The sequence below is a fragment of the Sporosarcina sp. ACRSL genome, assembly GCF_022346605.1.
In the GTDB taxonomy this organism is placed as follows: domain Bacteria; phylum Bacillota; class Bacilli; order Bacillales_A; family Planococcaceae; genus Sporosarcina.
The window spans coordinates 340,612-366,584 of sequence record NZ_JAKRNT010000001.1 but is presented as its reverse complement, the minus strand read 5'-3'; the positions used below and the strand labels follow the sequence as shown (position 1 = coordinate 366,584).

Below are 25,973 nucleotides of genomic sequence, written 5' to 3'. Positions count from 1 at the left end.
TCAAGAATGTAAGATTTCCATAATTGTTGTTGCAATGCACTGTACATCAACGACCTTGTCTACGAGACCGGCTTCTTTTACTGCTTTTGGCATGCCATAGACGACGGACGTCTGTTCAGATTCCGCAATCGTAACCGTAGAGCAGGAAGATTTTAATATTCGCATCCCTTCTCTTCCATCATGCCCCATCCCTGTCATGATAGCTGTAACGAATTGCAGTTCAGGCTTTTCAGCAGCCGATTCCAATAGTACATCTACGGATGGCCGATGCCCCGTTCTCGGCGGTTCCGAATCGTCGAGACGTAAGCAAAATCCTAATGGGCATTTTTCGAATTTCAAATGTTTGCCGCCCGGAGCGATATAGGCAACGCCTTTTTGAATGAGTTCTCCATTCTCGGCTTCTTTAACTCGAATTTCGCTTAACCCATCCAACCGTTGGGCCAATGATTTTGTAAAACCAGGTGGCATATGCTGAACGACCAAAATTGGGGCGTTTATAGTAGATGGCAATCTTGTTAACACCTCTTGCAGTGCCCGAGGTCCCCCTGTCGATGTACCTATTATAACAAAAGTTGGTTGTGCTTTGGAAATCTTTTTCTTTATCGAAACTTCCATTCGATCGGCGTGGTCAACTAACGATGGGACATTGGATTCATTCGTAAATTGCTCTTTCTTGGTCTGCAATTTTGGTAGCAATTTAGGTTGTTTTACGAGAGTTGAAATATTAACGTTTGTTGCAGCTACGACTTTCCTCACAATTTCCTGTTCCACTTCTTGCAGATTAAGCGAAATGGCCCCTCCCGGTTTAGCAACAAAGTCAACTGCCCCATATTCCATCGCAGTCAATGTGTTTTCTGCTCCGATATCGGTTGTACTCGAAAGCATGACGACAGGTGTCGGCTGTTCTTCCATAATTCTTTTCAATGCGTCGAGACCATTCATGTGTGGCATTTCGACATCCATCGTAACGACATCGGGCCGAAGTTCAATGACTTTTGAAATTGCGTCATTGCCATTACGGGCAGTTCCAATCACTTCTAATAGCGGGTGTGTCGAAAGCATTTCCGTTATGAGTTTTCGCATAAAAGCAGAATCGTCAACGACAAGAACTTTTTTCACATTGCCGACACCCATTTCACACACGCCCTTTCGAAAATATCCCCTTCAACTTCGTAAGGAAACGAGTCCCCCGCTTTTCATCCGTTCTATCCACTTCGACAAAAACTTCAGTGATTGCTGACATTCGCTTTGAAATAGGAGCATTCGGATAGAGTAGCATAAATGGCTTTTGGGCGACTACCGCTTTACGGACGGCATCGTCTTCCGGTAAAAACCCTAAAATGGACGTGTCTTTGTTTAAAAACTTTCGCATCGCATATTGCAAACGGGTCACCGCATCATTGCCATCATCATTTTTTGCCACCCGATTGCTAACGATGCTGAATTTTTTATCCGGGTCTTTCAAACAGATGAATTTCATCATGGAGTATGCATCTGTAATAGACGTAGGCTCTGATGTCGAGATGACGATCACTTCATCAACAGCAATGATTAATTCAATTGAGCGCTGCGTGGCACCTGCACCCATGTCGAATATTAGAAAATCGTATTGCTTCTGCAATTCTTCGAATGCGTTAAGCAAACGCTCAAACATCGCCTCTGACCAGTCTAATACGGAGTCAAGACCTGACCCGCCCGATATGAATTCAAGACCTTCATCATCTGTTGCAATAACATTTTCCAATGGTTGAACACCGATCAAATAATCTTTCAAACTATATGTTGGTGTTACGCCAAGTAATATATGGATATTACCCATGCCAATGTCCATATCGATGACGATCACTTTTTTCTTTTTTATACGCAATGAGTGGGCGAAATTTGTTGAGAAATTGGACTTGCCGACTCCTCCTTTCCCACTCACGATTGCAATTGACTTCGCTAGGCGGCCTTGCGCTTTCAACATTTTCTGCCGAAGTGCTTCTGCTTGATCACGCATGTTCAGCACCTGCCAATAATAATTTGAGCATCTTGTCGATATCGACTTCAACTATATCTTCAGGTACTTCCTGTCCATCTGTATAATAAGCAGTTCCAATACTATATTGTTTCATCAAATTGAACATCGGTCCAATCGATCCTGTTTCATCCACTTTCGTAAAGATGAATTTTTCAATTGGGAAAGAAGTGAACTTCTCGATAATCGTCCTCATATCATCCTCTTTTGATGTGACAGATAAGACAAGGAATGATTCCATATCCAACGAAAAGTCGATCAAATGCTTCAAATCATTTACGAATTTCATCTCTTTATAATTTCGTCCTGCTGTATCTATGAAAATCAAATCACGATCTGCCATTTTTGCAATGGCTTCTTCAAAGTCTTTGCTGTTATAGGCGATTTCAACCGGCGCTTGTAATAGATTGGCATACGTGCGCAATTGTTCGATTGCAGCAATCCGATATGTATCCGTTGTAATAAAGCCAATCTTCTTTTTATGCTCCAAAAGGGCTCTTGCCGCAATTTTAGCGATTGTCGTCGTCTTCCCAACACCGGTCGGACCAAGAACGTTAATATATTTCTTGGAAAACGAAATGCCTCCAAAAGGTAATTCCGAGAATTGTTCCGCTAACACGTTCTTTGCAATTTGTAATTGTTCCGCCCTCGAAAAATCTTTCTTTTCCTCTTTCATCTTCGTAAAGATTTCATTGCCAATTTGGAGAATCAAATGCTGTGATAACTCCTGATCTGCCAAATAGGTAAGAAAAACTTTCAAATCGTCGGGAAAATTTTCGAATATGGAGGACTGCTTCATTTCTTGTAGCAGTCTTTTCATTTCGACCATTTCTTTTCTTAATTCCGCATCATCATTCCGCACTTCTTCCATCGTAGGAGCAGGCTTCGAAGAAAGCACCGATTCTTTTTGAAAAGAAGCTGGCTCGTCGAAACCGGCGACAACTTCAACGGACTTCTTTTGAAAAAAACCTAGAAAACCTTTGGTCGTGACGACATTTGAGCTGAGGATGACAGCATCATCGCCCAAATCGGCTCTTACTTTCTTCATTGCCTCCACCATCGTATCAGCTGTATACTTTTTCATTTTCATCAAATATCCACCACCCCAACACTTTGGACTTCAATAGAAGCTTCCAGTTCATTGTAGGATAACACCGGAATTTGCGGAAAGTACCGCTCTGTAATTTGCCTTAAATACATTCGAATAGCAGGCGAGCAAAGGATGACAGGTGATTGGTCCATAAGAGCGACTCGTTCTACCTCTCTAGCAATCGACTCTAATATTTCTTGGGAATGTGAAGGGTCGATTGACAAATAATTGCCTTGCTCAGTTTGCTGAATATTATCCGCAATCAATTTTTCCACTTTGCCTGAGACGGTCAACACTTTTAACGCATCGACGCCCGTCGAGTATTGGGATGTGATTTGTCTCGCAAGTGATTGGCGTACATATTCGGTCAACAAATCAATATCAGACGTATACTTCGAATAATCTGCCAATGTTTCAAAAATGATCGGCAAGTTTCGGATCGATACATTTTCATTCAATAATTTCGCCAACACTTTTTGAATTTCACCGATGGAAAGTGGTGTTGGTGTCAGTTCATCCACTAAAATCGGATACGTTTCACGGACATGATCGACGAGTTGCTTCGTCTCTTGACGTCCAATGAGATCAGCTGCATTCGCCCTGATCACTTCTGTCAAATGCGTCGAAACAACGCTTGGAGGATCGACAACCGTATACCCCATAATTTCTGCGTCTTCTTTAACATCTTCCGTAATCCATTTTGCCGGAAGACCAAATGAAGGCTCAATCGTATCGATTCCGACAATGGAATCATCACCGCCCGGACTCATTGCAAGATAATGGTCAAGAAGGAGTTCCCCTCTAGCTAGCTCATTTCCCTTTATCTTGATCCGGTACTCATTCGGTTGTAATTGAATATTGTCCCGAATCCGAACGACTGGAATAACAAGCCCTAACTCTAGTGCGAGCTGCCTTCTGATCATGACGACCCTATCAAGTAAATCCCCGCCTTGCTGTGCATCAACTAACGGGATGAGGCCGTATCCGAATTCAAACTCGATTGGATCGACATTCAATAGATTGACGACATTTTCAGGGCTTTTCATCCCTTCCGTTTCAACCTCTTCTTCCATCTCCAGCAATTCTTCCGGATCTTCTTCCGGCTGTCTCGACATGATAAACGCTCCGACGACGAGAAGTAATGCTAACGGAATCGTAAGGAGGTCATTGATCGGTGTAAACAGGCCAAGCAGGAATATGGTTGCGGCAGTTACATAAAGTAGTTTAGGTTGTCCTAGTAGCTGTTTCGTAATGTCAGAACCAAGATTACCCTCGGAAGCTGCACGTGTTACGACGATACCTGTCGCAGTTGATATGAGCAAAGCTGGTATTTGAGAAACAATACCATCCCCGACGGTGAGTTTTGAGAATTTGGTCGCAGCTTCTGCAAACGGCAAATCCATTTGGACGATTCCGATGATCATTCCGACAAGGAGATTAATGAAGACGATAATGATACCGGCAATGGCATCCCCTTTTACAAATTTCGTTGCTCCGTCCATAGCCCCGTAGAAGTCTGCTTCGCTACTCACTTTTTCACGTCGCGCTCTTGCTTCCGTCTCGGAAATCATTCCTGCGTTCAAGTCAGCGTCGATACTCATCTGCTTACCTGGCATCGCATCGAGCGTAAAGCGGGCCGCCACTTCAGAAACTCGCTCGGATCCTTTCGTAATGACGATAAATTGGATAATGACTAATATGATAAAGACGACGAGACCGACTACGATATTTCCACCTGTTACGAATGAGCCGAATGTGTCAACCACACCGCCAGCATCCCCTTGTGAAAGAATTGCACGGGTTGTTGAAACGTTCAAGCCAAGGCGGAAAAGTGTCAACAATAATACGAGTGTAGGAAAGATAGAAAACTGCAATGCTTCCTGCATATTCATAGACGTCATGAGAACCAATAGCGCAAGAGTAATATTAATGATAATCAGAAAGCTTAGTAGCCAAGTCGGTAATGGGATGACGAGCATTGCAACGATCATTATGACTGCTGCAAGCACTCCTATATCTTTAAACTGCATGCCATCCCTACTTTCTCAAAATATATTATCAATCACGCCTATGCGTGATTGCTTCCGAAGGAGTACTTCAAATCTGCAGACTTGCTGATCCCGTTATATTTTCCGTTGAATGCGATATACATATGCCAATACTTCGGCGACCGCTTTGAAAAACTGGTCTGGAATACGATCACCGATTTCAACATCATCGTAGAGTCCCCTTGCAAGAGGGCGGTTTTCTACCATGACAATATTATGTTCTTTTGCAATCAGCTTGATTTTTTGTGCGATGAAGTCGGCGCCCTTCGCAATGACAATTGGTGCATCCATTTTTTCATCATCATATTTTAAAGCTATTGCAAAATGGGTCGGGTTCGTTATGACGACATCCGCTTGGGGTACTTCCTGCATCATCCTTCTCATCGCCATTTCCCTTTGACGCTGTTTAATGCGCGATTTGATGATCGGATCCCCTTCTGTATTTTTGTGTTCGTCCTTAATATCCTGTTTGGACATCCGCAAGTTTTTCTCGTAATCATATTTCTGATAAAAATAGTCTAATATCGAAATGAATAAAAGAACAAAAGAAGCGACAATACCCATCAACGCGACCAATTGCCCGACTGTTACTAATGTGTCATGGGGCGTCTTAAATGTAAGACCTAAAACTTTTTCGATATTCATCATTAATAGGATTGTTGTCACAGATCCAATAAAAGATATTTTCAACAACGATTTCAATAATTCAACGAGTGCTCGGATGGAAAATATCCGTTTTAGTCCTTTGATCGGATCAATTTTTTTTAGATCGAATTTCAAGGGTTCTGCAGTAAATAGAATTCCGAACTGCATCAAATTCCCGCCTATTCCCGCAATGACTGCTATTGCCATGACAGGTAAGAGAATATATGCCATTTGAACAATTATTTCCTGATAGATGATCATCGTTTGATCGATATCCAGTACGTTAATCGAAATGAATTCTGTAAATGAATGTGTAAAGAATACGAAGAACCGATCCCGCATGAAACCTGCTGTAAAGAAAAGGAACAAAAATACAAAAAGAAGGACAATTGCAGTTGTGACATCCTGGCTTTTGACGACTTGTCCTTTCTTTCGGGAGTCGAGACGCTTCTTCGGAGTGGCCTTTTCAGTCTTTTCGCCTGCAAAGAACTGTAAATCCAAACGAATCATAAATTAGCCACCTCCTAAGATGATCATCAAATCCCTCATCGCTGTTATCATCAGTTCAAATAATTTACGCATCATTGCGATCATTACGGTGAACATCGTCACAAGCACTAGAAAACTAACACCGATTTTAATGGGAAAGCCGACAACGAAAATATTAAGTTGAGGAACTGTCCTCGCTGTAATGCCGAGTGCCAAGTCGACAAGAAATAGAGTTGCAACAATCGGTACAGCCATTTGGAATGCGATGGCGAAGACCATCGCAAAAGTTCTTGTGACAAATTCAGCAAGCCTCTCCTCGCCGAATGATGGCCAAAGCATGTCAATCGGTATAAAACGATAACTATAAAAAATCCCATCAAGAAGCATATGATGTCCGTTCAATGTGAGCAGCAGCAACATCGCGAGGACATTGAAAAACTGACCAAGGAGCGGCGATTGAGCTCCAGTTTGGGGGTCGATGACATTCGCGATGGCAAAGCCCATCTGGAAATCGATGAAGCCTCCCGCAATTTGGATTGCAGACATGACGATATAGGCGATAACCCCGATGAATAGGCCGGTTGTAGCTTCCTTGATCACAAGGAGTATGTATGTACCATCGATTTCGAGCTCAGGTGCATCGATCGTATAGACCATGATCCAAGCGACAACTGCAGCAAATATGATCCTTTGTGTCGTCGGGATTGCCCGATAGGAAAACAAAGGGACAGTTACGATGAAAGCAGTCACCCTTGTCAAAATGAGCAAATAAGCAGCGATAGAAGGAATTAGTTCTTCCATTTAATCACCCGATATACCGGACGAGGTTATCAAAAATGTCTGCCGCGAATGCTGTCACCCTAGCTAAAATCCAAGGTCCAAAAATGACGATGGCAACAAGGACTGCAATGATTTTCGGCACAAATGCAAGTGTCTGTTCTTGTATCTGCGTCGTCGCCTGGAATATGCTCACGATTAGGCCGGTAACCAGTGCGACAACCAACAGCGGACCGCTTGTCAATAAAATGACCCATACCGCGCGTTCGGCTATCGCTATAATTAATTCGCCTGTCATTCGATAACCACTCCTAATTTGCACCTAAAAACTATGCATCTAAAAACTTTGCACCTAAAAACTTTGCAATAAAGACTTGACGATTAAATACCATCCATCGACAAGGACAAATAATAAAATCTTAAATGGCAATGAAATCATAACAGGCGGCAACATCATCATCCCCATTGACATAAGAACACTTGCGACAATCATGTCAATAACGAGAAACGGGATGAAGATCATGAAGCCCATTTGGAATGCAGTCTTTATTTCACTAATAGCGAAAGCCGGGACTAACATCGTCAACGGGATGTCCTCCAACGTTTCAGGACGCTCCGCTTGATTGTATCGTAAAAATAACTCCAAATCTTTCTGCCGCGTATGCTTGCTCATGAACTCCTTGAAAGGCAAGCTTGCCCGGTCATATGCCTCTTCCAATGTGATCTCTTCTGCAAAAAGCGGTGTCAGCGCTGTTTCATTCACCTCTTGGAAAGTAGGTGCCATAATAAAAAAAGTCAAAAATAGGGCAAGCCCAACAATCACTTGGTTTGGCGGCATTTGCTGCGTTGCAAGTGCCGTCCTGACAAACGACAAAACAATGACAATCCGTGCAAAAGAAGTCATTAGTATAAGGATCGCCGGGGCAAGTGACAGGACAGTAAGGAGTAGAAGCAATTTGATGGATGTCGATACATTTGTCGGATCGCTGTCCGAAAAGAACTGGACGAAATCATTCATCTTTTTTGCGCTCCTTTTCTGCCAATCGGTTCAAATGCTTTTTACGTTCCGCTCTTAATTCATCGAGCCTAGTTATAAACATTTTTTTGAAATCTGCGGGTTCGTCGCTATTAAGCGATGTGTCCGCTTTGTTTTGAGGAAGCATCGTCAACAACTTGCTCATAATTCCTGGCGGAGATTGAAGTTCGTCTTCGTCAAAATAACTCTCGAGTGCCTTAATCTCTTTTGGATCTGTAATCTCTTTCAATAGTCTTACTTCATCACCGACGCCTATCAAATAGTAGGAATCGCCGATGACTACCAATTGAATGGATTTATGTTGACCAAGGGAGAGCCCCCCGACATTTTTTATGAATCGATGCTGGTCAAACATGCGGTTCTTCCGATTAATGAACTTCAGTAGAGCGAGAAGAAGACCGATGACAAACAGCAATGCAAAGAGCGTCTTAATATAATCCCACAATGACAAGCCAACAGCTGCCCCGTCTTGCGACGTGTCGGCAGCTGGCTCGTCTATCTCATTCACATTCTTTGAATCTTGTCCGCAATCATTGCCTTGTCCTAAGCAATCGGAGACAGACTTGTTCTGATCGGCTTCCGCATGTACATTTCCAAAAGGCATCATTACGAAAAGTACGATAAACAATGGCAACAATCGTTTCAGATTAATTGATACTCTCATGAGTTAACCTATTGCTTTTTGGATTGCTTCGACTACACGGTCAGCTTGGAAAGGCTTGACGATAAAGTCTTTTGCCCCTGCTTGGATCGCGTCGATCACCATCGCTTGTTGCCCCATTGCTGAACACATAATAATTGTCGCAGATGGATCTTTCTCCTTAATGGATTTCAACGCCGCAATGCCATCCATTTCGGGCATTGTAATGTCCATCGTAACGAGATCTGGCTTCAATTCCATATATTTTTCAACTGCTTGCACACCATCAGCAGCCTCACCGACCACTTCAAAATTATTTTTTGTCAATATATCTTTAATCATCATACGCATGAAAGCTGCGTCATCCACAATTAAAATACGTTTACCCATTCTCTTGACCTCCCGGATCCTATCGTAAGTTATTCAAGCGTTCTGTCTGGCTTAAAATATCTGTAATACGCACACCAAAGTTTTCATCGATGACAACGACTTCCCCTTTGGCAATATGACGGTTGTTCACTAAAATATCCACCGGTTCTCCCGCCAGCTTATCCAATTCTATGATGGAACCACTTGACATTTCAAGGATTTCTTTAACAGACCGTTTCGTCCTTCCAAGCTCCACCGTCACTTGTAAAGGGATATCCAACAACATATTCAAATTGTTGGTTTCTACTTGATTCAATGAAGGTCCTTCAAAGCTAGCAAATCGGGCTTCCTGTACATGAACAGGTGGTTTTTGCTGCCGTTGTGGCATCTGTTGTTGAAGCGGCTGCTCATAATACGGTTGTTCCTGATAAGGCTGCTCCATTGCTTGTGATGTGCTTGGATTATTGGAAAATCCGGCAGTGTCCTCGGGTGAATATTCACGACGGCTCGGTTGTTGCCCATATGTAGGAGCAGGCCTGACCGGCTCTTCTACAGTCACTGCGGCTTCCTCTTCGGCACCCATCCCCATGAGAGACGTTACAAGATTTTTACCGAATTGCAGTGGGAAGAGCTGCATAATACTCGAATCAATTAACTCTCCGACTTTCAATTCGAAGGAAACTTTGATCATCATCTCGTCCTTCGGGATCTTATCTATGCCTTCATCGCTTTGCATATTCATTAAATCAATGGAAGGAGGGGAAATATCCACTTTCTTATTGAATACAGTGGACATCGATGTCGCCGCGGAACCCATCATCTGATTCATCGCTTCCTGTACTGCACTCAAATGGATTTCATTCAATTCTTCATTTGGCGCCATTCCATCTCCACCAAGCATCAAATCAGCGATAATTGCAGCGTCACTTTGTTTAATGACAAGGAGATTCGTTCCATGCAAACCTTCCGTATATTCTACTTGGACCGCTACATACGGTTGGATAAACTCCGTCTTTAGCATACTGAGATCTACTACAGAGATCGATGGAGTTGTAATTTCCACTTTCTGGCCAAGTAACGAGGAGAGGGCTGTAGCGGAGCTGCCGAAGGAAATATTCCCGACTTCTCCTAAGGCGTCTTTCTCCATTTCACTTAATTGATTGTCATAATCCTGATTATCAGAGGACGATGTTGCAGGCTCTTCTGCACGGATCGGCTCCCCACGTAACAATGCTTCAATTTCTTCTTGGGATAGCACACTATCACTCATCATCTTCATCCCCTCCGTTCAATATATCGATAATTTGTACAGCCATCCTATTTCGATGATGGCCAGGTTGGGCTGTGAATTTTGGTATGTCGCCCACTTTGACAAGTAACGGATCTTCAATTTTTTGATCAAGCGGAATGACATCGCCCACTTGCAAATATAAAAAATCTTCAACCGACATCGACCCACTCCCTAATTCTGTCGTAATCGGCAAAGTAGCTTTTTTCAACCGTTTTTCCAAAATGATGCTTTGTTCAGGTGTCGGCTCTTTCTTATTCGTCTGCATCCAATACCGTACCGATAAATTCGGGACAATCGGCTCAAGAACAACATGCGGAATACAAATATTAATCATTCCACTTGATTCTCCAATGACAATGTTGAATGAAATGACGACAACCGTTTCATTCGGTGAAATCATTTGAAGGAATTGTGGATTCACTTCCATTTCAGATAGAAACGGATCTATTTCGATGATGCCAGACCACGCTTCCCGTAAATTATCAAATGACCGTTCGAATAGATTCGTCAAAATCTTTGTTTCGATTTCTGTCATATTATCCACTTTTCCAGGGCCTTCCCCTACACCGCCCATTAATCGATCAAGCATGGAATAAGCGACGTTCGGATTGACTTCCATAATGATATTTCCTTCAAGTGGCGGAACGTCAAAAATATTAAGCAATGTCATATTCGGGATGGATCGGATGAATTCCTCAAAAGGGATTTGATCCACCGAGGCGACATTTATTTGAATATACGTCCGCAATTGTGCGGAAAAGTAAGTCGTCAACAACCTTGCAAAGTTTTCATGGATCCTTGTCAAACTTCGGATCTGATCTTTCGAAAAGCGGAGGGCACGTTTAAAGTCATATACTTTGACCTTCCGGGTCTCCTCTTCCTTCTTAATCTCTTCCGCCGACATTTCACCTGTCGATAATGCTGATAATAACGCATCAATTTCATGTTGGGATAAAATATCTCCCGGCATAAGGCCACCTCCCGGCATAGTATATGTCCATCAGTTAATTACTGGATAATGTAGGAAACGATGTACACTTTTTCAATTTCACCCTCTTGCATGAGTGGATTCAGTTGTGCTTTGATGGAATCCTCGAATGCCTGCTTCCCAGCTTTTCCTTCAAAATCTTTCGAGGTCATTTCCGAGAGCTCTTGAATGACGATGTTTTGGACTTGGAAGTCGCGTTTTTCCAATTCTTCAGCCGCTTTTTTATCGGTCGTTTGGATTTTCAATGAAATCCGGATAAATTGACGTCCTGCTAAGTTAGTCATGATTTCCGGTACGTCTACGGATGCTTCAAGAATGTCATCAATTGTCGGTTCTTTATCTCCGGAGTCGGCTTTTAGTTGTAGGGTAAGTATTAATCCAATGATTCCGACAAGCGTTAACGTAACGACAATGATTAATATAATAGTCAGTGCTTTATTCTTCATTTTCTTCACCCCGGATATGCGGATTCGCTAGTAATTGGACCGATTGATAGAAATCAATAATGCGGCGGTTGACTTCGTCGATAGGGTCCAGGACGACGTATTTGCTGCCTGTCGTCAGAGTAATGGTCGTATCGGGAAACGATTCGACTTTTTCTATGTATAGTGCGTTCAACATGAACGCTTTGCCGTTGAGACGTGTAAGTTTGATCATATGTAAGGGGCCGGGCACAGGGCCGGCCCGACCCTCCTTTGCTGTAAAAACGCATAAAGTTGTTTACTCACGCATAAACTCGTTTAATTGCGCATAAATCACTCTAGAAACGCATAACTTGTCAGAGATGCGCATAAATGTGTGTAATGGAGCATAAATGCATCTAAAAGCGCATAAACTTTTCAAAGCACACAGGGTTATGCTTGAATACCGGATTTCCGCTGCTGGCGGACGCTTTCCGCGGGCACGGCTTCAGCCGCTTCCCTCGCTTCGCTCAGTCCAGGGTCTTCAGCTCGCGCTGTTCCCGCAGGAGTCGCCGCCCTACGCTTCAATCCTAGTGTAGAATAATTAATTCTTATTATATATCACTAGATTCTTATTCTTATCGTTTCAAATTGACAAGTTCTTGAAGAATTTCGTCAGATGTTGTGATGATACGTGTGTTTGCTTGGAAACCACGTTGCGCGACGATCATTTCAGTGAATTCTTCAGCAAGGTCGACGTTGGACATTTCTAGGAAGCCAGATACAATTTCCCCGATTCCTGTTGTAGTGGCAACTCCTGGTACTGGAACCCCGGAGTTTGTTGATTCTTGGAAGTAGTTACCTCCAACCTTATTAAGACCACCTGGGTTAGGGAATTTTGCTAAAATTAATTGCCCAGCCCATTTTAAATCTCCTGCAGCATTTACAAAAGTAATGGTGCCATCCTGACCGATACTCATTGACTGCGCTGTTGTAGGGATTACTATTGGTTGTGGATCTGGCATAACATCTGGATCTACATCCTCTGGATCCAAACCTTCAAGATCTGCGGCTGAATATCCTACTAAATATTTCCCATCAGAGTTAACTAAATATCCCCTGTTATCCATATAGAAATTTCCTGCGCGAGTGTACAAAGGACTTGATGTAAATTCGTCTCCATCGACCGCTTCAATATCAGTCGTGGCATCTGCTACTTGGAAGAAGCCGTCTCCGGAGATAGCCAAGTCCAATGTATTCCCTGTAAACTGTGTTGATCCTCCCGCGTGAATTGTATCAATTGTAGAAATTTGTGATCCAAGTCCTACTTGCTTCGGGTTAACTCCCCCCCGTGAATCACTTGCAGCTGAAGCTCCCGCCACAGTCTGAGAAATTAAGTCTTTAAAGATCACACGTCCCTTCTTAAACCCATAAGTATTAACATTAGATATATTATTCCCGATAACATCCAATTTCGTTTGGAAGTTCCGTAAGCCTGAGATTCCTGAGTACATTGATCGTAACATATTAATTTTTCCCCTCTCGGATTGTAAAAGTGTGTCTGCCTCTGTCGGTCGGCAGTACGTCGGCATCCTCTTTCTGAGGTCCTGCCGGAGTTAGTTGAGCACGATTGTGCCGTCGATGTTTGTGAAAACTTGGTCTCTTGCTTCTTTGCGATCCATCGCTGTAATGACGGTTGAATTTTTTGCGCTGACGATGAGTGCTGCTTGGTCCATCAGTACAAGCGATTCTTTGATTCCCTTCACTTTTGCTTCATTCACCTTGTCTGTGATGTGTGCCCATTCAGATTCAGTAATATGAATGTTCCGCTCTCTTAGCCTGTCTGTCGCATGTTTGCTGATTTTCAGTTCCTGTGGCTGGATTGCTTTGTTCAGCTGTTCCAGGAATGATTGTGTTGGCTGTGGCGGTGTTTTCATTCGTTGTCCATGGCGGATGAGTGGCTGCGATGGAACGTGGTGGATGTTCAGCTTGTCCATACACTCGCTCCTTTTTTCTTATTGGCTGATGGAAGTGAATGTGTTTCCGTCAAGTCGGCTGCCGTCGTCCAAAATGTATTGCAGTTTCCCTTCTTTATTTGAGACAGATACGACTGTTCCGGACTTTTCCTCTTCTCCATCCATATATCCAACAGTTTTACCAATTAACAGGCTTGCTTCTACTAAGCTATTTGTATTTCCTGAGCTTGCTAGTACTTCTGAAATATTGCCGGGGGACAGTTCCTTCCCGTCTGCCATAGTAAATACGACTGATCCATCTACGAATTTTGCAGATTGGATAACGCCGGTTCCTTCGTTGACAATCGGCTTCCCTGCTTCGTCTTTTTTATTCGTCAATTCATGCCATCGGACATTCTTTCCGACGAATTGATTGTATTGGATTAGTTGGCTTTGGTTTTGAGCTTCAGCGAATTTTTCAAATGCGTTTGCCAATTTCATCGTTTGTTCCAAAGATGAAAACTGTGCCATCTGCGCAATGAATTCATTGTCCTTCATTGGGTTCGTCGGATCTTGGTTTTGCAGTTGGGCGATGAGAATTTTCATGAATGCATCTTTGTCCATCGTCTCGGGTCCGGTTTTGCGTTGATCCCGTTGTTTATTGATGAGGAACATGGATTCCGTTATCGGTTTTTGTCCATCTATCATTTTCTACACCTCCAATTCGATCATATATTCCTCGAATGATCGCTCTTCTTCTGATGATTTGTTTTGCTTGTTTTCATCAGACTGTTGTTCGCGTTTGAATTGTTCATTAAAGGATTGCTCTCGTTCACTTCGATTCGTTTCTTGGATCGATTGTGCTATGTCAATCCGTTCAACTTGCAAGTTTTGCTGGTTAAACGCGTGTTTTAGTTGATGCAGTTGGCTGTCGAGCATTCCTTTTGCCAATGCAGTTGATGCAAGGATTCTCGCTGTCATAATTCCGTTCGTTTCGAGCAACTCGATACGGATTTGGCCTAGATGTTCGGGATATAGCTTAATGAGCATCCGATTGGTGCCACCGACTTGTCCGAAATTGGCTCGTTTCATTAATGCTTGCATTTCTCTTAACAGCGACTCGCTACGGTTCGACGGATTCGATTCCATCTGTTGAACTGAGAATTCTGCTTTTAGTGAAGTGACATTTGCAATGGCGGAACTTGCACTATTCGGTTGTGTCTCTGCTTGTTTTTGTCGTGTGCTCTCCTCATTGGTCGACATGGATGAATTGGCTTCAAGGACAATTCTAAAGTCCGCCTTCTGCTGGATGAATGGCAACGGATCTTGTTTGCCCATTACGGCAACTTTTTCTTCGAATTGCGCCGCAGCTCCTATGAGGAATGTTTGGAAACTGTCAACCTTCTGTTCCATCGTCAAAACCATATCGGTTTTAGGTGCAATCAATTCTACTGTTTTTAAATAAGCGAGTAGTTGAATGGCTTCATTCCGGGATTCTGGGTTTTGAAGTTCATTATTCAGATTTTCAAAAAAACGAATTCCCGCTTCATCGATGGACTGAATAATCGTCCACATGTTTGATGTGACGGTTAATTCATCCATCTCGTTTGATGATAACCCGGCTTTCTGCAACAATTCCTTTAGTTTTTCAAGCATTTCATCAGGATTTACCGACAATAGTTTTGAAAATTCTTCTAAACTAGCAGTATTTCCTATCTCTTCGGGAGTTTCAGGAAGCTCTATCTTTTCATTGCCCGAAATAGCTTGTAACGCCTGTTCTAATTGGTCAATAGTCGTTGCATTGAATAAATCCGGAATCAATTCAAGCGGAATTTTCGAATTACTTTCTCTCGCTACAGGTTCAATTCCAGCTGACTGCGAAGTGACACTCGCAAGGACTGAACCGAACTTCTGCACCATTGCTCCACCTTTTTGTGCATTCCCTGCTGTAGGTTGCATGTTCATCCCGGTCATCGCTTGTAATGCTCCTATGTTCACTTTTCGTTTCACCTCCTTTCAATGATCGGTTCCAATTACTTTGTCATAAGACTCGTATATTTCGCGGCATCTTCTGGTGACATTTTTTCAAGTATCGATGCGAGAACTTCAGGCTTTAAGCTCGCAAGTATTTGGATCGCTTCTGCATCGCTCATGTTTGTAATGACTGGAGCTGCCGATTTTGCGGACATTTTTTCGAAAGTTGAAATGATTTCTTTCATATCACGTTTATAATCATCTTTTTCCATCTTCAATGCTTCAATTTGAGCTAACAAACTAGTTTGTTCGTCGAGAAGAGCTTGTTTTTCATCCTCTGATTTCGCTAAATCTTCCTGGAGTTTGAAAACTTGCGCTTCCTTCTCTTGAATTTCCGCTTGTAAGTCAACGACGCGCTCTGCGATGATTGTATCGTCACCGATTTCCTCATCTTGCTTCTTTTCACCAAATGGAAGCGATTCGGTCCACTCTTTCGCCTTATCAAAAACGTTCACATCAGCAACGTAAGCGATGATTAACAGGACCATCGTCGTGAAAAGCAATGGGATAAGCGTCCAAAGCAACACTTCCTGGAAGAGCCGGGTGCCTTTCTTCTTTTCAACGATTTTCTCTTCAGTTTGCAATTTTGAATTCCTCGCCAAATTACCACCCTGTTTCTCTTCTATGGAACTTCAATGTAGATATTTCATCCAACATACTTGCTTCTTTTTGTTCCATTTCAGCACGATAATGTTCTTTGTCCTTTTCCTTCATCTTTTCGAACTTTTTCACTTCAATCGTCTTCTCAAGCAATTTCTCCTCATACCAATTCATTTTGGAACGGGCTTTTATGACCGATTGCTGCAGAACATCAATCCGCTTTTCAAGGCTGTCGATAAACCGTGCATAATGATGGATTTCATTAATGGAGAATCCTTTTCTCATTTTTTCCTGATGATCAGCAATGTTATCTTCCTTCTTTTTCAACAGTTCGTATAACTCGGTTGCCACTGCTTCGAAGGAATCAACTGCTTTTTTGAATTCGATTTCGGTTTCAGTTTTCTCTTGTTCCCGGTATGTCAGCACTTTTTCAAATCGGTATTGATAAGGCTTCAACTTGTGCCACCTCCTGGAGCAAGTGATATCAGTTCTTCAATTGATTGTTCCATACTCACATTCTCTTGATAGCTTTGCTTTAAGAAGTTTGTAATATGTGGTTCGAATTCGATCGCTTCGTCAATTTCCCTTGACGTACCACGTTTATACGCACCTATGTTAATAAGATCTTCCGATTTGTCATAGGTGTAATACAATTCACGGAGCTTTTCAGCAGCTTTCACATGTTCCGGGCTCGCGATATGATTCATTAGACGACTGACGCTCTTTAAGACATTAATTGCGGGATATTGGCCTTTGTTTGCGAGCGTTCGATCCAAAACGATATGGCCATCAAGTATACCTCGCACCGCGTCTGCGATAGGTTCGTTCATATCATCCCCATCAACGAGCACTGTATAGAACGCTGTAATTGCACCGACGTCATTCGTACCAGTTCTCTCGAGGAGCTTCGGTAAAATAGAAAACACGGACGGTGTGTACCCGCGAGTCGCAGGTGGTTCTCCAACCGCAAGACCAATTTCCCTTTGCGCCATCGCGACACGGGTGACGGAATCCATCATTAACATGACGTTCATCCCTTTATCCCGAAAATATTCCGCGATTGCTGTCGCCGTAAACGCTCCTTTTATCCTCATGAGAGCAGGCTGGTCAGATGTTGCGGCAACGACGATCGTCTTGCTTAACCCTTCCGGACCTAAATCGCGCTCGATAAATTCACGGACTTCACGTCCACGCTCACCGATGAGTCCGATAACATTCAAATCCGCCGTCGTATTTCTTGCAATCATCCCGAGCAACGTACTTTTTCCAACACCGGAACCAGCGAAAATCCCAACCCTTTGGCCATTTCCGACCGTCAACATTCCATCGATCGCCTTGACGCCAACAGCCAGTTTTTCACTGATTGGCTGGCGTGTCATGACATTGGGTGGATTTTGTTCCGTCCTAACGGTCGATAACCCTTTCGGAAGCGGACTATCATCAATCGGTTGCCCCATCGAGTCAAGCACTTTTCCGATCAGGTTCATGCCGACTTTAACTTCGAGCGGTTTCCCTGTACATTCGACGAGACAGCCGCTCGATATATCGGTAATATTCGAGTAAGGCATCAAGATGACGATTTCTTCTCGGAATCCTACAACTTCCGCCAATATAACCGAATCTTTTTTGCCTCCATTGTTCAAATGGATATGGCAAACATCCCCGACCGAACTTTCGGGTCCTTGCGATTCAATCATGAGGCCGACAACCCGGACGACACGCCCGAATTTCGGAAAGGTATTCATCTTTGGGATGATATCAAGCAATTGTTTCGCTTTCTTCATCGTCAGTCACCACTTTCCAACATCTCAACGAGCTTCTCTTTCAGTTCGTTTAATTGTTCATCCACACTGACAACGATTCGGCCTTGGTTCGTTTCAATCATACAGTCATTTACGTCGAAATCATCATTTGCAAAGATGAGAAACGGGACGTCCGGCGGGAATATGGATGCAAGTTCGGCACGATTCGATGAAATCAGTTCAAAATGAGGTACGGAAACATATAACTTCACTTCTTTCATCTCTCTCGCTTCCTTCAATCCCCTTTTCACAATCGAGAGGAATGCTTCCTCATCCGATTCCAACGTATGTCCGAGAATCCGTTCTGCTGTTCTTAATCCTATCTCCAATATGATTCTTTCTTGCGACTCCAAGTATTTCTGTGCGTTTTCCTTCGAGTGGACAGTGACTTCATTCGCAGTTTTCACTGATTCCTCCATATCGGATATCGACTTATTTCGCCCTTCTTCATATCCGACTTGGAATCCCTCTTCATAAGCCTGTTGCTGCAAGGCTTGCTTTTCTTGCTCCCAGGCAGCTTGCATTGCAGCGATGTCCTCTTGCGCCATTAGCCTCAACTGTTCAATTTCGGCTTTTTCAATGTCAATCTGTCTACGCGCATCTTTCAGCAGACGGTCGCGCTCCATAAAAAGGACCTCTTTTGAAATCTCTTCTTGTTTCCCATCAATCGTCGGCATGTTCAAGTTCCTAATTGCGATTTCCTTCACTTTTCCTTTTTCGGAAATCGTATGGGAAGAACGAAAAATGTTAGACAATGATGTCATCCCCTCCACCACGGGCTATGATGATTTCACCTGAATCTTCCAATCTACGAATAATGGAAACGATCCGTGCTTGCGCCTCTTCAACATCACGCAAACGGACTGGACCCATTACTTCCATCTCTTCCTGGAATGATTCGGCCATCCGTTGAGACATGTTTTTAAAGAGAATATCTCTCACTTCTTCACTGGATACTTTCATTGACAAAATGAGATCTTCATTCTCACACTCACGTACAATGCGCTGAATGGAACGATTGTCCAACGTGACAATATCTTCGAAAACAAACATTCTTTTGCGAATTTCTTCGGCAAGCTCCGGATCCTGGATTTCGAGGGCGTCCAAAATCGTCTTTTCGGTTGCCCTGTCTACGCCGTTCAATACTTGTACGACTGCATCCACACCTCCTGTTTCCGTGAAATCTTGGGTGACCGTGGAAGATAGTTTCCTTTCCAAAACAGCTTCGATTTCACTGATGACTTCAGGAGAAGTCGAATCCATCGTTGCAATCCGTTTTGCGATATCCGCCTGCATTTCTTGCGGGAGTGATGAAAGAATCATTCCCGCCTGCTCAGCTTCCAAATACGAAAGGATGAGGGCAATTGTTTGCGGATGCTCGTTTTGAATGAAGTTTAATATTTGACTCGGATCTGCTTTTCTCGCAAAATCGAACGGCCTTACTTGTAAAGAAGAGGTCAACCGATTGATAATTGCTTGAGCATGCTCTTTTCCTAATGCCTTTTCCAAAACGGTCTTCGCATATCCTATACCGCCTTGGGAAATATAATCTTGGGCAAGAGCAATGTTATGAAACTCCTCGATGATTTCTTCCTTTACAGATGAATCGACTTTCTTTACACCTGAAATTTCAAGTGTCAACCGTTCTATCTCTTCTTCAGTCAAATGCTTATAGACGGCTGCTGAAACTTCAGGGCCGAGCGATATGAGCAGGAGTGCAGCTTTTTGCTTGCCCGTCATTCCTTTATCTTTCCTTACCACTGTTCATCCCTCCGTCAATCCTCGGCTATCCATGTTCTCAATAATTTAGCAAATTCTTCTGGCTTATCCTTGGCCATCTTTTCAAGTTGCTTTTTGCGAAGAGTTGCTTCTGTTTCTTGTTCCAAATTGATATCTTCCACATGCAACGCTTCACGCTGTTCTTCAAGAATCATCGCCTCTTCCGCTTCTCTTTCCTGCCTGCGTTTGCGGAAGTATGCAACGATCAGGATTCCAATGACAACAAGTAAAGCTGCACCAATCGCATAAACCCACCAAGGAATTACAGCTTCAGCTGTCTGCGGAGCTGGGGTCATTTTCCCATTAAAAGTTTGCGTGGAGATTGCAATTTTGTTTTGCCAATAATCATCAGTGACATCAGCCGGCACATAGCTCTTATCGATTGACGTGCTGATAATCGTCTCCAATATCGTACGAATATCTTCTTCTACACCTGGTGTCAAGGATGCGATGTCATTTACATTAGGTGGTTCCACCATTACTTGAATACCAATATCACGTATTTTATAAGGGCTTTCGACTATGTCTTTTCTGATCCTATTCACTTCATTGTTAACAGTCTCTTCGACTCTTTCATATTCTCCGTTTGCATTGTTGCCTTCCACAAAATTTGTACGGTTATCGGTAGGGTCTTGCGCTTCTGGAACTCCCCCTGCGACAGCACCGTTGCCGGAAAATGACTCTGTTATCCTTTGCACGCTGATTGCTAAACTGTCCAGGTCTTCGTCAACGCGATCGACAAGGTTTTCTTGCCTGTTTTCTTGCTTAAAGTCGATATCGGTCGTAACGGAGACAATGACTTTATCTTGACCGACCATCGTGCCAAGCATCATTTGGACTTTCCTTTGCAAGTCACGTTCAATCGTCTTCTTCAATTCCATTTGGCTAACTACATTTGTGCCAATCGACTGGTCTGATGTTTTCAAATCGAAATACTCGGAGTACTGGTTCATTATGACGATATCGTCTGTAGATAAATTCGGTACACTTTTTGACACTAAATTATATAATGCAGTAATTTGCGGTTCCGTAAACTGATGTCCGGGTTCCGTATTCAATATGATTGCGGCGCTTGCACTTTGCACAGATTCATTTAAGAAGACACTTTGCGTCGGCAACGTTAACATTACATTTGCATCTTTAACTCCTTGGATCCCTTTAATGAGATTTGCTAATTCAGTTTGCATCGCACCCAGCTTGATCACATCAAATTCATTATCCGTCGTGCCAAAACCGGCGTTTTGAGAGAAAAAGGAATAATCGATCGTTCCTGTATTCGGATAACCTTCAGCAGCGAGGGTTACCAGTAGATCATCCACTCTTTCTTTTGGAACTAAAATAGATGTGCCTCCGGGAGCGATTTGGCTTGGAACACCTTGCGCATCCAACTCTTCCTTGATACGGCCAATTTCCGCACGCGAAACGTCACTGTACAGAGGAACAAATTCTGTCCTCGACAAGAAATATGTCAGAAAAGCAGCGAAAATAACGACAGCAACCGCGGACCCGATATATGTAGTTTTTTGTCGTTTCGTGCGACTCGACCAGAACTGCTTTGCGTCAGTTCCAATTTTCGTCATTCTTTCTTTCATTCTGATCCCCCGGTCTGCTTACATAGTAAATGCCGTTACGAAGAACGGCGTTTGCGAGCAAAAGCGAAGCGTTGCGAGCACATCATTGCCCTGACTGTCAGGGCTAAACGGTCGCCTTCGCTTTTATACTGGCATTCTAATTATTTCCTGGTAGGCTTCAATTACCTTGTTGCGCACTTCCATCGTCGCATTCAATGCGATTGACGCTTTTTGTGCAGTGATCATGACATTATGCAAATCGACATCTTCCCCTAAAATTAGCTTTTGGGTCATTTTGTCTGATTCGATTTGCTTCACATTCACTTCTTGTATGGCATCCTTTAAAAACGATCCGAAGCTTTTTTGCGCTTCGAACGGGGTAGGTTGAATGCTTTGATTGATTTTCATCATGCCTGTCGCATTACCTATACCGTTTATCGATTGAATTGGCATCTGTCATCTCTTCCTTTCACGCTCATCATTTCCCTATTTCAAGTGCTTTCATGAGCATCGCTTTGTTGGCATTTAACACTGTGACATTCGCTTCATACGACCTTGTTGCGGACATCAGGTCGATCATTTCTCTTAGCGGATCCACATTTGGCATTTGAACATATCCTTCTTCATTGGCATCTGGATGGTTCGGGTCAAAGACAAGCTTAAATGGAGTTTCGACATCCTCCTGGATTCGAGAAACAGTTACGCCATATCCAACAGTCCCTCTATCACGGCTTCCCATCGCCGCTTGCAACATTGAAGAGAATCGGCCTTCCATAGGTTGCAAACTGACGGTCTTCCGGCGGTACGGTTGCCACTCGCCGCCGACCATCCTTCCACGTGTCGTTTCGATATTTGCCATATTGGAGGAAATCACATCCATCCTTAGTCGCTGGGCAGTTAGAGCTGAGGCTGAAGTATTAAGACTATGGAAAATCGACATGATTAACGTCCTCCTTTAATGACATTTTGAAGTGAGTTGAATTTCCCGCTGAGGCGGTCGACTAATGCGTTGTAGTAAATTTGGTTTGCTGCGAGATCCGCTTGTTCCTTATCCATATCGACTCCATTCCCGTCTTGCCTGTATCGGAAATTACCATACTTGGCTATGCCTGGCTGTGAAACTTTAGAAGCAAAATTTAAATGCAGTTCATTCGTTCGATAGGCGTTAATAGGATTGCTTTGAACTTCATGCATCATTTGCTTAAAGCTGACATGTTTCGCCTTATAGTTTGGCGTGTCGACATTTGCTATATTTTGCGAAATGACTTTTCCCTTTGCCGCAGAAAAGTCCAATCCCCTTTCAAGCAGCGAAATGGTTGATCCATAAATGTTCATTAATCTATTTCACCTCAAATTAGTTATAAGTTTCTATTTAAAAGAAAATCAATTCTATAAAACTCTCAATTAAACACATATCTTATTGTATCGGATTTTGGCGAACTTTGTCTATCATATTAATGTAAATAGAATTAGTACAAAACAACCCTTTTGTTTTCTTATAAACCCATTACCTATAGTTCTTAGGACTATTTTCTCAACCTGTTAATTAGGTAGCAAGCATCTTCTGAAGCACTACTCATTCCTTCCCATAAAAATAACACTCCGGCTATTCAGCCGAAGTGTCATGATTCATTAGTTCTTTTGATTTTCAAGTTCTTCTAGGAATTTGCTGTTCAATACTTTGATATACGTACCTTTCATACCGAGTGAACGGGATTCGATAACACCCGCACTTTCAAGCTTACGCAATGCATTTACGATGACAGAACGCGTAATCCCTACACGGTCAGCAATTTTGGAAGCGACAAGCAGTCCTTCATTGCCATCAAGCTCTTTGAAGATGTGTTCAATTGCTTCGTGTTCACTGTAAGACAATGAATTGATCGCCATTTGTACTACAGCTTTGCTTCGCGCTTCCACTTCGATTTCTTCAGCTTTTTCACGAAGGATTTCCATACCGACAACTGTAGCACCATATTCCGCAAGGATAAGGTCGTCTTCAGTGAACTCTTCTTTCAGGCGCGCTAGCAATAATGTTCCAAGACGCTCTCCACCACCGATAATCGGAACAACAGTTGTCAAGCCGTCTTTGAACAGTTCACGTTCCTCTTCCGGGAATACAGTGTAATCGCTATATACATCGATGTTTGAAGATGTTTCATTCACTTCGAAAAGCTTATTTGTGTACTCCTCAGGGAATTTACGTTCTTGGAACATTTTTTTCATACGCTCATTCTCGATTTGTTGGTGAATTTCAAGACCAAGCAATTTCCCTTTTCTGCTTACGATGAATGCATTACATTCGATCACTGAGCTTAACTTCTCAGCCATTTCTTTGAAGTTTACAGGTTTTCCACCTGATTCTTGTAACATTGCGTTGATTTTTCTTGTTTTTGTAAGTAATGACATAATTATTTCCTCCTATGGAATCATGTTTGCATTTAAGAATATTCTAAAGCTTTTCAATCATTAAATAAACTAATACGGTCTCATTATAAGATAAAATGTGACAAATCTTTGTTTTTTACGATACTTTTCAACTTTTCATCGACATAAGGCACCGTTATCTTAATTGTAGAAGGACCAATTTCAGCTGCTTCATACGATAACTCTTCCAGCAGCTTTTCTAAAATCGTATGCAACCTTCTCGCTCCGATGTTTTCGGTGTTGTCGTTCACGTCGAATGCAATTTCCGCAATCCTCTCGATTGCTTCTTCCGAAAACTCAATTGCGACATCTTCCGTTGCCAACAGTTTTTCGTATTGCTTGATTAAAGAGAAGTCCGGTTCTTTCAAGATCCTGACGAAATCTTCTTTCGAGAGCTTTTCAAGTTCCACACGGATCGGGAAACGTCCTTGGAGCTCCGGGATGATATCGGATGGCTTCGACATGTGAAATGCTCCCGCTGCGATAAAGAGTATGAAATCCGTTTTAACTGGACCATATTTCGTCGTAACGGTTGAGCCTTCCACGATAGGCAAAATGTCTCTTTGAACCCCTTCTCTTGAGACATCCGCTGATGATCCGCTGTTGCCACGACTTGCGATTTTATCCATTTCATCGATGAAAATGATTCCGGATTGCTCGGTTAGTTCAACTGATCTTCTTGCAATTTCATCATGATCAATCAGCTTATCCGCTTCTTCAGCTTGCAGGACTTTCCTCGCATCCTTCACCTTCATTTTCCGTTTCGTCATTTTTTTCGGCATTAATGAAGATAAGGCATCTTGCATGCTGGCCCCCATCTGTTCCATCCCCGAACCTTGCAATGCATCAAACATGGATGGCTGTTGAGAGGATACTTCAACTGTAATCGTTTGTTCCTCCAATTCACCCGCTGCGAGTCGATGGGCGATTTCAGAACGTTTCCGACTAATTTCAGCAGCCTCTTCGGTACTGTTATCAGCCTCTTCAGCCTTTTGTCCAAACAGCATTTCAAATGGATTCTGCATGTTGACTTTTCGTTTTTTTTCAGGAACGAGAAGTTCTACGAGCCGCTCCTCGGCAAGCTTTTCCGCTTGACCTTTCACGGACTCTCGCATTTCATCTCGAACGATACGGACAGCCGCTTCTGTCAAGTCCCTGATCATCGATTCGACATCTCTGCCGACATATCCGACTTCTGTGAACTTCGTCGCTTCCACTTTCACGAAAGGTGCGTTGACGAGCCTTGCAATCCTTCTCGCAATTTCAGTCTTTCCAACACCTGTCGGTCCAATCATTAAAATGTTTTTGGGGATAATTTCCCTTTTTTCCTCATCTGTCAAAAGGCTTCTTCTATACCTGTTTCGGATGGCGACAGAAACCGCCCTTTTAGCGGCATTCTGTCCTACGATATACCGATCCAAGTAAGCGGTCAATTCGCGCGGGGTCAATTCCTGTTTTTTATTCATCCGAGTACCTCCACAATGATCCGGTCGTTTGTGTAGACACATAATTCAGCGGCTGTTTCAAGGGCAGCCCTTGCAATTTGCTCCGCAGTGAGTGAATCACCGCTATATTTTTTCAGAGCACGTCCTGCTGCGAGTGCATAATTCCCGCCCGATCCGATTGCAAGTACGCCGTCATCAGGTTCAATCACTTCCCCGGTTCCCGAAACGAGTAGAAGCCTTTCCTTGTCGGCGACAAGGAGCATCGCCTCCAACTTTCTCAATATGCGGTCGCCCCGCCATTCTTTCGCAAGCTCTACCGAAGCCCGCTCCAAATTGCCGTTAAATTCACCAAGTTTTCCTTCAAACAGTTCAAAGAGGGTAAACGCGTCGGCGACTGAGCCTGCAAACCCAGCTATGATTTTACCGCCAAACAGTCTTCTGACCTTTTTTGCGGTATGTTTCATGACAACGGATTCTCCCATTGTCACTTGTCCGTCACCCGACATTGCACATACACCATTATGCCGGATGGCAAAAATCGTTGTAGAATGAAATCCCATCAACTTATC

The 25,973-nt window shown here is 43.1% G+C and carries 31 protein-coding genes; all 31 read right to left on the bottom strand.

Annotated elements, in window-relative coordinates:
• Positions 1-1,134 carry a protein-glutamate methylesterase/protein-glutamine glutaminase gene (locus MHZ92_RS02020; protein ID WP_239429829.1) on the bottom strand — a complete coding sequence of 378 codons (1,134 nt, stop codon included), beginning with the start codon at positions 1,132-1,134 and terminating at the stop codon, positions 1-3.
• Position 1,135: 1 nt separating this feature from the next.
• The gene (locus tag MHZ92_RS02015; RefSeq protein WP_239429827.1) at positions 1,136-1,999 is read right to left on the bottom strand and encodes a MinD/ParA family protein; all 864 of its coding nucleotides are present in this window, start codon (positions 1,997-1,999) and stop codon (positions 1,136-1,138) included.
• Complete coding sequence (gene flhF, locus MHZ92_RS02010; RefSeq protein ID WP_239429825.1) at positions 1,992-3,107, bottom strand: flagellar biosynthesis protein FlhF; 1,116 nt, start codon at positions 3,105-3,107, stop codon at positions 1,992-1,994. Before flhF ends, MHZ92_RS02015 begins: the two co-directional genes overlap by 8 nt.
• On the bottom strand, positions 3,107-5,137 hold the full coding sequence (gene flhA, locus MHZ92_RS02005) for a flagellar biosynthesis protein FlhA (protein WP_239429819.1): 2,031 nt from the start codon (positions 5,135-5,137) through the stop codon (positions 3,107-3,109). Before flhA ends, flhF begins: the two co-directional genes overlap by 1 nt.
• A gap of 93 nt (positions 5,138-5,230) precedes the next feature.
• Positions 5,231-6,310 (bottom strand): flagellar biosynthesis protein FlhB, encoded by a 1,080-nt coding sequence (gene flhB, locus MHZ92_RS02000; RefSeq protein ID WP_239429814.1) that lies wholly within the window; start codon positions 6,308-6,310, stop codon positions 5,231-5,233.
• A gap of 3 nt (positions 6,311-6,313) precedes the next feature.
• Positions 6,314-7,090 (bottom strand): flagellar biosynthetic protein FliR, encoded by a 777-nt coding sequence (fliR, locus tag MHZ92_RS01995; RefSeq protein WP_239429812.1) that lies wholly within the window; start codon positions 7,088-7,090, stop codon positions 6,314-6,316.
• A 4-nt stretch (positions 7,091-7,094) separates the two neighbouring features.
• Positions 7,095-7,364, bottom strand: coding sequence for a flagellar biosynthesis protein FliQ (gene fliQ / locus MHZ92_RS01990; RefSeq protein ID WP_239429811.1), 270 nt, complete (start codon positions 7,362-7,364; stop codon positions 7,095-7,097).
• A gap of 54 nt (positions 7,365-7,418) precedes the next feature.
• Positions 7,419-8,084 (bottom strand): flagellar type III secretion system pore protein FliP, encoded by a 666-nt coding sequence (gene fliP, locus MHZ92_RS01985; RefSeq protein ID WP_239429810.1) that lies wholly within the window; start codon positions 8,082-8,084, stop codon positions 7,419-7,421.
• Positions 8,077-8,766, bottom strand: coding sequence for a flagellar biosynthetic protein FliO (locus MHZ92_RS01980; RefSeq protein ID WP_239429806.1), 690 nt, complete (start codon positions 8,764-8,766; stop codon positions 8,077-8,079). The genes fliP and MHZ92_RS01980 overlap by 8 nt, the downstream gene beginning before the upstream one ends.
• A 3-nt stretch (positions 8,767-8,769) precedes the next feature.
• The gene (locus MHZ92_RS01975) at positions 8,770-9,132 is read right to left on the bottom strand and encodes a response regulator (RefSeq protein ID WP_239429805.1); all 363 of its coding nucleotides are present in this window, start codon (positions 9,130-9,132) and stop codon (positions 8,770-8,772) included.
• 19 nt (positions 9,133-9,151) lie between these two features.
• Positions 9,152-10,381, bottom strand: a complete 1,230-nt coding sequence (gene fliY, locus MHZ92_RS01970; RefSeq protein WP_239429804.1) for a flagellar motor switch phosphatase FliY — start codon at positions 10,379-10,381, stop codon at positions 9,152-9,154.
• Positions 10,374-11,372 carry a flagellar motor switch protein FliM gene (gene fliM, locus MHZ92_RS01965; RefSeq protein ID WP_239429803.1) on the bottom strand — a complete coding sequence of 333 codons (999 nt, stop codon included), beginning with the start codon at positions 11,370-11,372 and terminating at the stop codon, positions 10,374-10,376. The genes fliY and fliM overlap by 8 nt, the downstream gene beginning before the upstream one ends.
• A gap of 38 nt (positions 11,373-11,410) precedes the next feature.
• Positions 11,411-11,836: a flagellar basal body-associated protein FliL gene (gene fliL / locus MHZ92_RS01960; RefSeq protein ID WP_239429802.1), complete on the bottom strand. Its 426-nt coding sequence runs from the start codon at positions 11,834-11,836 to the stop codon at positions 11,411-11,413.
• A complete protein-coding gene (locus tag MHZ92_RS01955) occupies positions 11,826-12,047 on the bottom strand; it encodes a flagellar FlbD family protein (RefSeq protein ID WP_239429801.1) in 222 nt (73 codons plus the stop codon). The genes fliL and MHZ92_RS01955 overlap by 11 nt, the downstream gene beginning before the upstream one ends.
• A gap of 197 nt (positions 12,048-12,244) precedes the next feature.
• Positions 12,245-12,379, bottom strand: a complete 135-nt coding sequence (locus tag MHZ92_RS21320) for a hypothetical protein (protein ID WP_255723314.1) — start codon at positions 12,377-12,379, stop codon at positions 12,245-12,247.
• Between the two features lie 50 nt (positions 12,380-12,429).
• The gene (gene flgG, locus MHZ92_RS01950; protein WP_239429800.1) at positions 12,430-13,317 is read right to left on the bottom strand and encodes a flagellar basal body rod protein FlgG; all 888 of its coding nucleotides are present in this window, start codon (positions 13,315-13,317) and stop codon (positions 12,430-12,432) included.
• Between the two features lie 90 nt (positions 13,318-13,407).
• A complete protein-coding gene (locus MHZ92_RS01945; RefSeq protein ID WP_239429799.1) occupies positions 13,408-13,788 on the bottom strand; it encodes a TIGR02530 family flagellar biosynthesis protein in 381 nt (126 codons plus the stop codon).
• 18 nt (positions 13,789-13,806) lie between these two features.
• Complete coding sequence (locus MHZ92_RS01940; protein WP_239429798.1) at positions 13,807-14,454, bottom strand: flagellar hook capping FlgD N-terminal domain-containing protein; 648 nt, start codon at positions 14,452-14,454, stop codon at positions 13,807-13,809.
• Positions 14,455-14,457: 3 nt separating this feature from the next.
• The gene (locus MHZ92_RS21540) at positions 14,458-15,744 is read right to left on the bottom strand and encodes a flagellar hook-length control protein FliK (RefSeq protein ID WP_239429797.1); all 1,287 of its coding nucleotides are present in this window, start codon (positions 15,742-15,744) and stop codon (positions 14,458-14,460) included.
• 35 nt (positions 15,745-15,779) lie between these two features.
• Entirely contained in the window at positions 15,780-16,382 is a 603-nt protein-coding gene (locus MHZ92_RS01930) for a MotE family protein (protein ID WP_239429796.1), read from the bottom strand.
• A gap of 1 nt (position 16,383) precedes the next feature.
• Positions 16,384-16,836, bottom strand: coding sequence for a flagellar export protein FliJ (fliJ, locus tag MHZ92_RS01925; RefSeq protein ID WP_239429795.1), 453 nt, complete (start codon positions 16,834-16,836; stop codon positions 16,384-16,386).
• Complete coding sequence (gene fliI, locus MHZ92_RS01920) at positions 16,833-18,164, bottom strand: flagellar protein export ATPase FliI (RefSeq protein WP_239429794.1); 1,332 nt, start codon at positions 18,162-18,164, stop codon at positions 16,833-16,835. Before fliI ends, fliJ begins: the two co-directional genes overlap by 4 nt.
• Positions 18,165-18,166: 2 nt before the next feature.
• Positions 18,167-18,946: a flagellar assembly protein FliH gene (gene fliH, locus MHZ92_RS01915; protein ID WP_239429793.1), complete on the bottom strand. Its 780-nt coding sequence runs from the start codon at positions 18,944-18,946 to the stop codon at positions 18,167-18,169.
• Positions 18,930-19,922: a flagellar motor switch protein FliG gene (gene fliG / locus MHZ92_RS01910; RefSeq protein WP_255723339.1), complete on the bottom strand. Its 993-nt coding sequence runs from the start codon at positions 19,920-19,922 to the stop codon at positions 18,930-18,932. Before fliG ends, fliH begins: the two co-directional genes overlap by 17 nt.
• A gap of 35 nt (positions 19,923-19,957) precedes the next feature.
• Positions 19,958-21,553 (bottom strand): flagellar basal-body MS-ring/collar protein FliF, encoded by a 1,596-nt coding sequence (gene fliF / locus MHZ92_RS01905; RefSeq protein ID WP_239429791.1) that lies wholly within the window; start codon positions 21,551-21,553, stop codon positions 19,958-19,960.
• Positions 21,554-21,676: 123 nt separating this feature from the next.
• Positions 21,677-21,985, bottom strand: coding sequence for a flagellar hook-basal body complex protein FliE (gene fliE / locus MHZ92_RS01900; protein ID WP_239429790.1), 309 nt, complete (start codon positions 21,983-21,985; stop codon positions 21,677-21,679).
• 25 nt (positions 21,986-22,010) lie between these two features.
• The gene (gene flgC, locus MHZ92_RS01895; RefSeq protein ID WP_239429789.1) at positions 22,011-22,472 is read right to left on the bottom strand and encodes a flagellar basal body rod protein FlgC; all 462 of its coding nucleotides are present in this window, start codon (positions 22,470-22,472) and stop codon (positions 22,011-22,013) included.
• Between the two features lie 2 nt (positions 22,473-22,474).
• Complete coding sequence (flgB, locus tag MHZ92_RS01890; RefSeq protein ID WP_239429788.1) at positions 22,475-22,867, bottom strand: flagellar basal body rod protein FlgB; 393 nt, start codon at positions 22,865-22,867, stop codon at positions 22,475-22,477.
• A 297-nt stretch (positions 22,868-23,164) separates the two neighbouring features.
• Entirely contained in the window at positions 23,165-23,941 is a 777-nt protein-coding gene (codY, locus tag MHZ92_RS01885) for a GTP-sensing pleiotropic transcriptional regulator CodY (protein ID WP_239429787.1), read from the bottom strand.
• 83 nt (positions 23,942-24,024) lie between these two features.
• Positions 24,025-25,425: an ATP-dependent protease ATPase subunit HslU gene (gene hslU, locus MHZ92_RS01880; protein ID WP_239429786.1), complete on the bottom strand. Its 1,401-nt coding sequence runs from the start codon at positions 25,423-25,425 to the stop codon at positions 24,025-24,027.
• Entirely contained in the window at positions 25,422-25,967 is a 546-nt protein-coding gene (gene hslV, locus MHZ92_RS01875; protein WP_304649548.1) for an ATP-dependent protease subunit HslV, read from the bottom strand. Before hslV ends, hslU begins: the two co-directional genes overlap by 4 nt.
• Positions 25,968-25,973 lie beyond the last annotated feature (6 nt).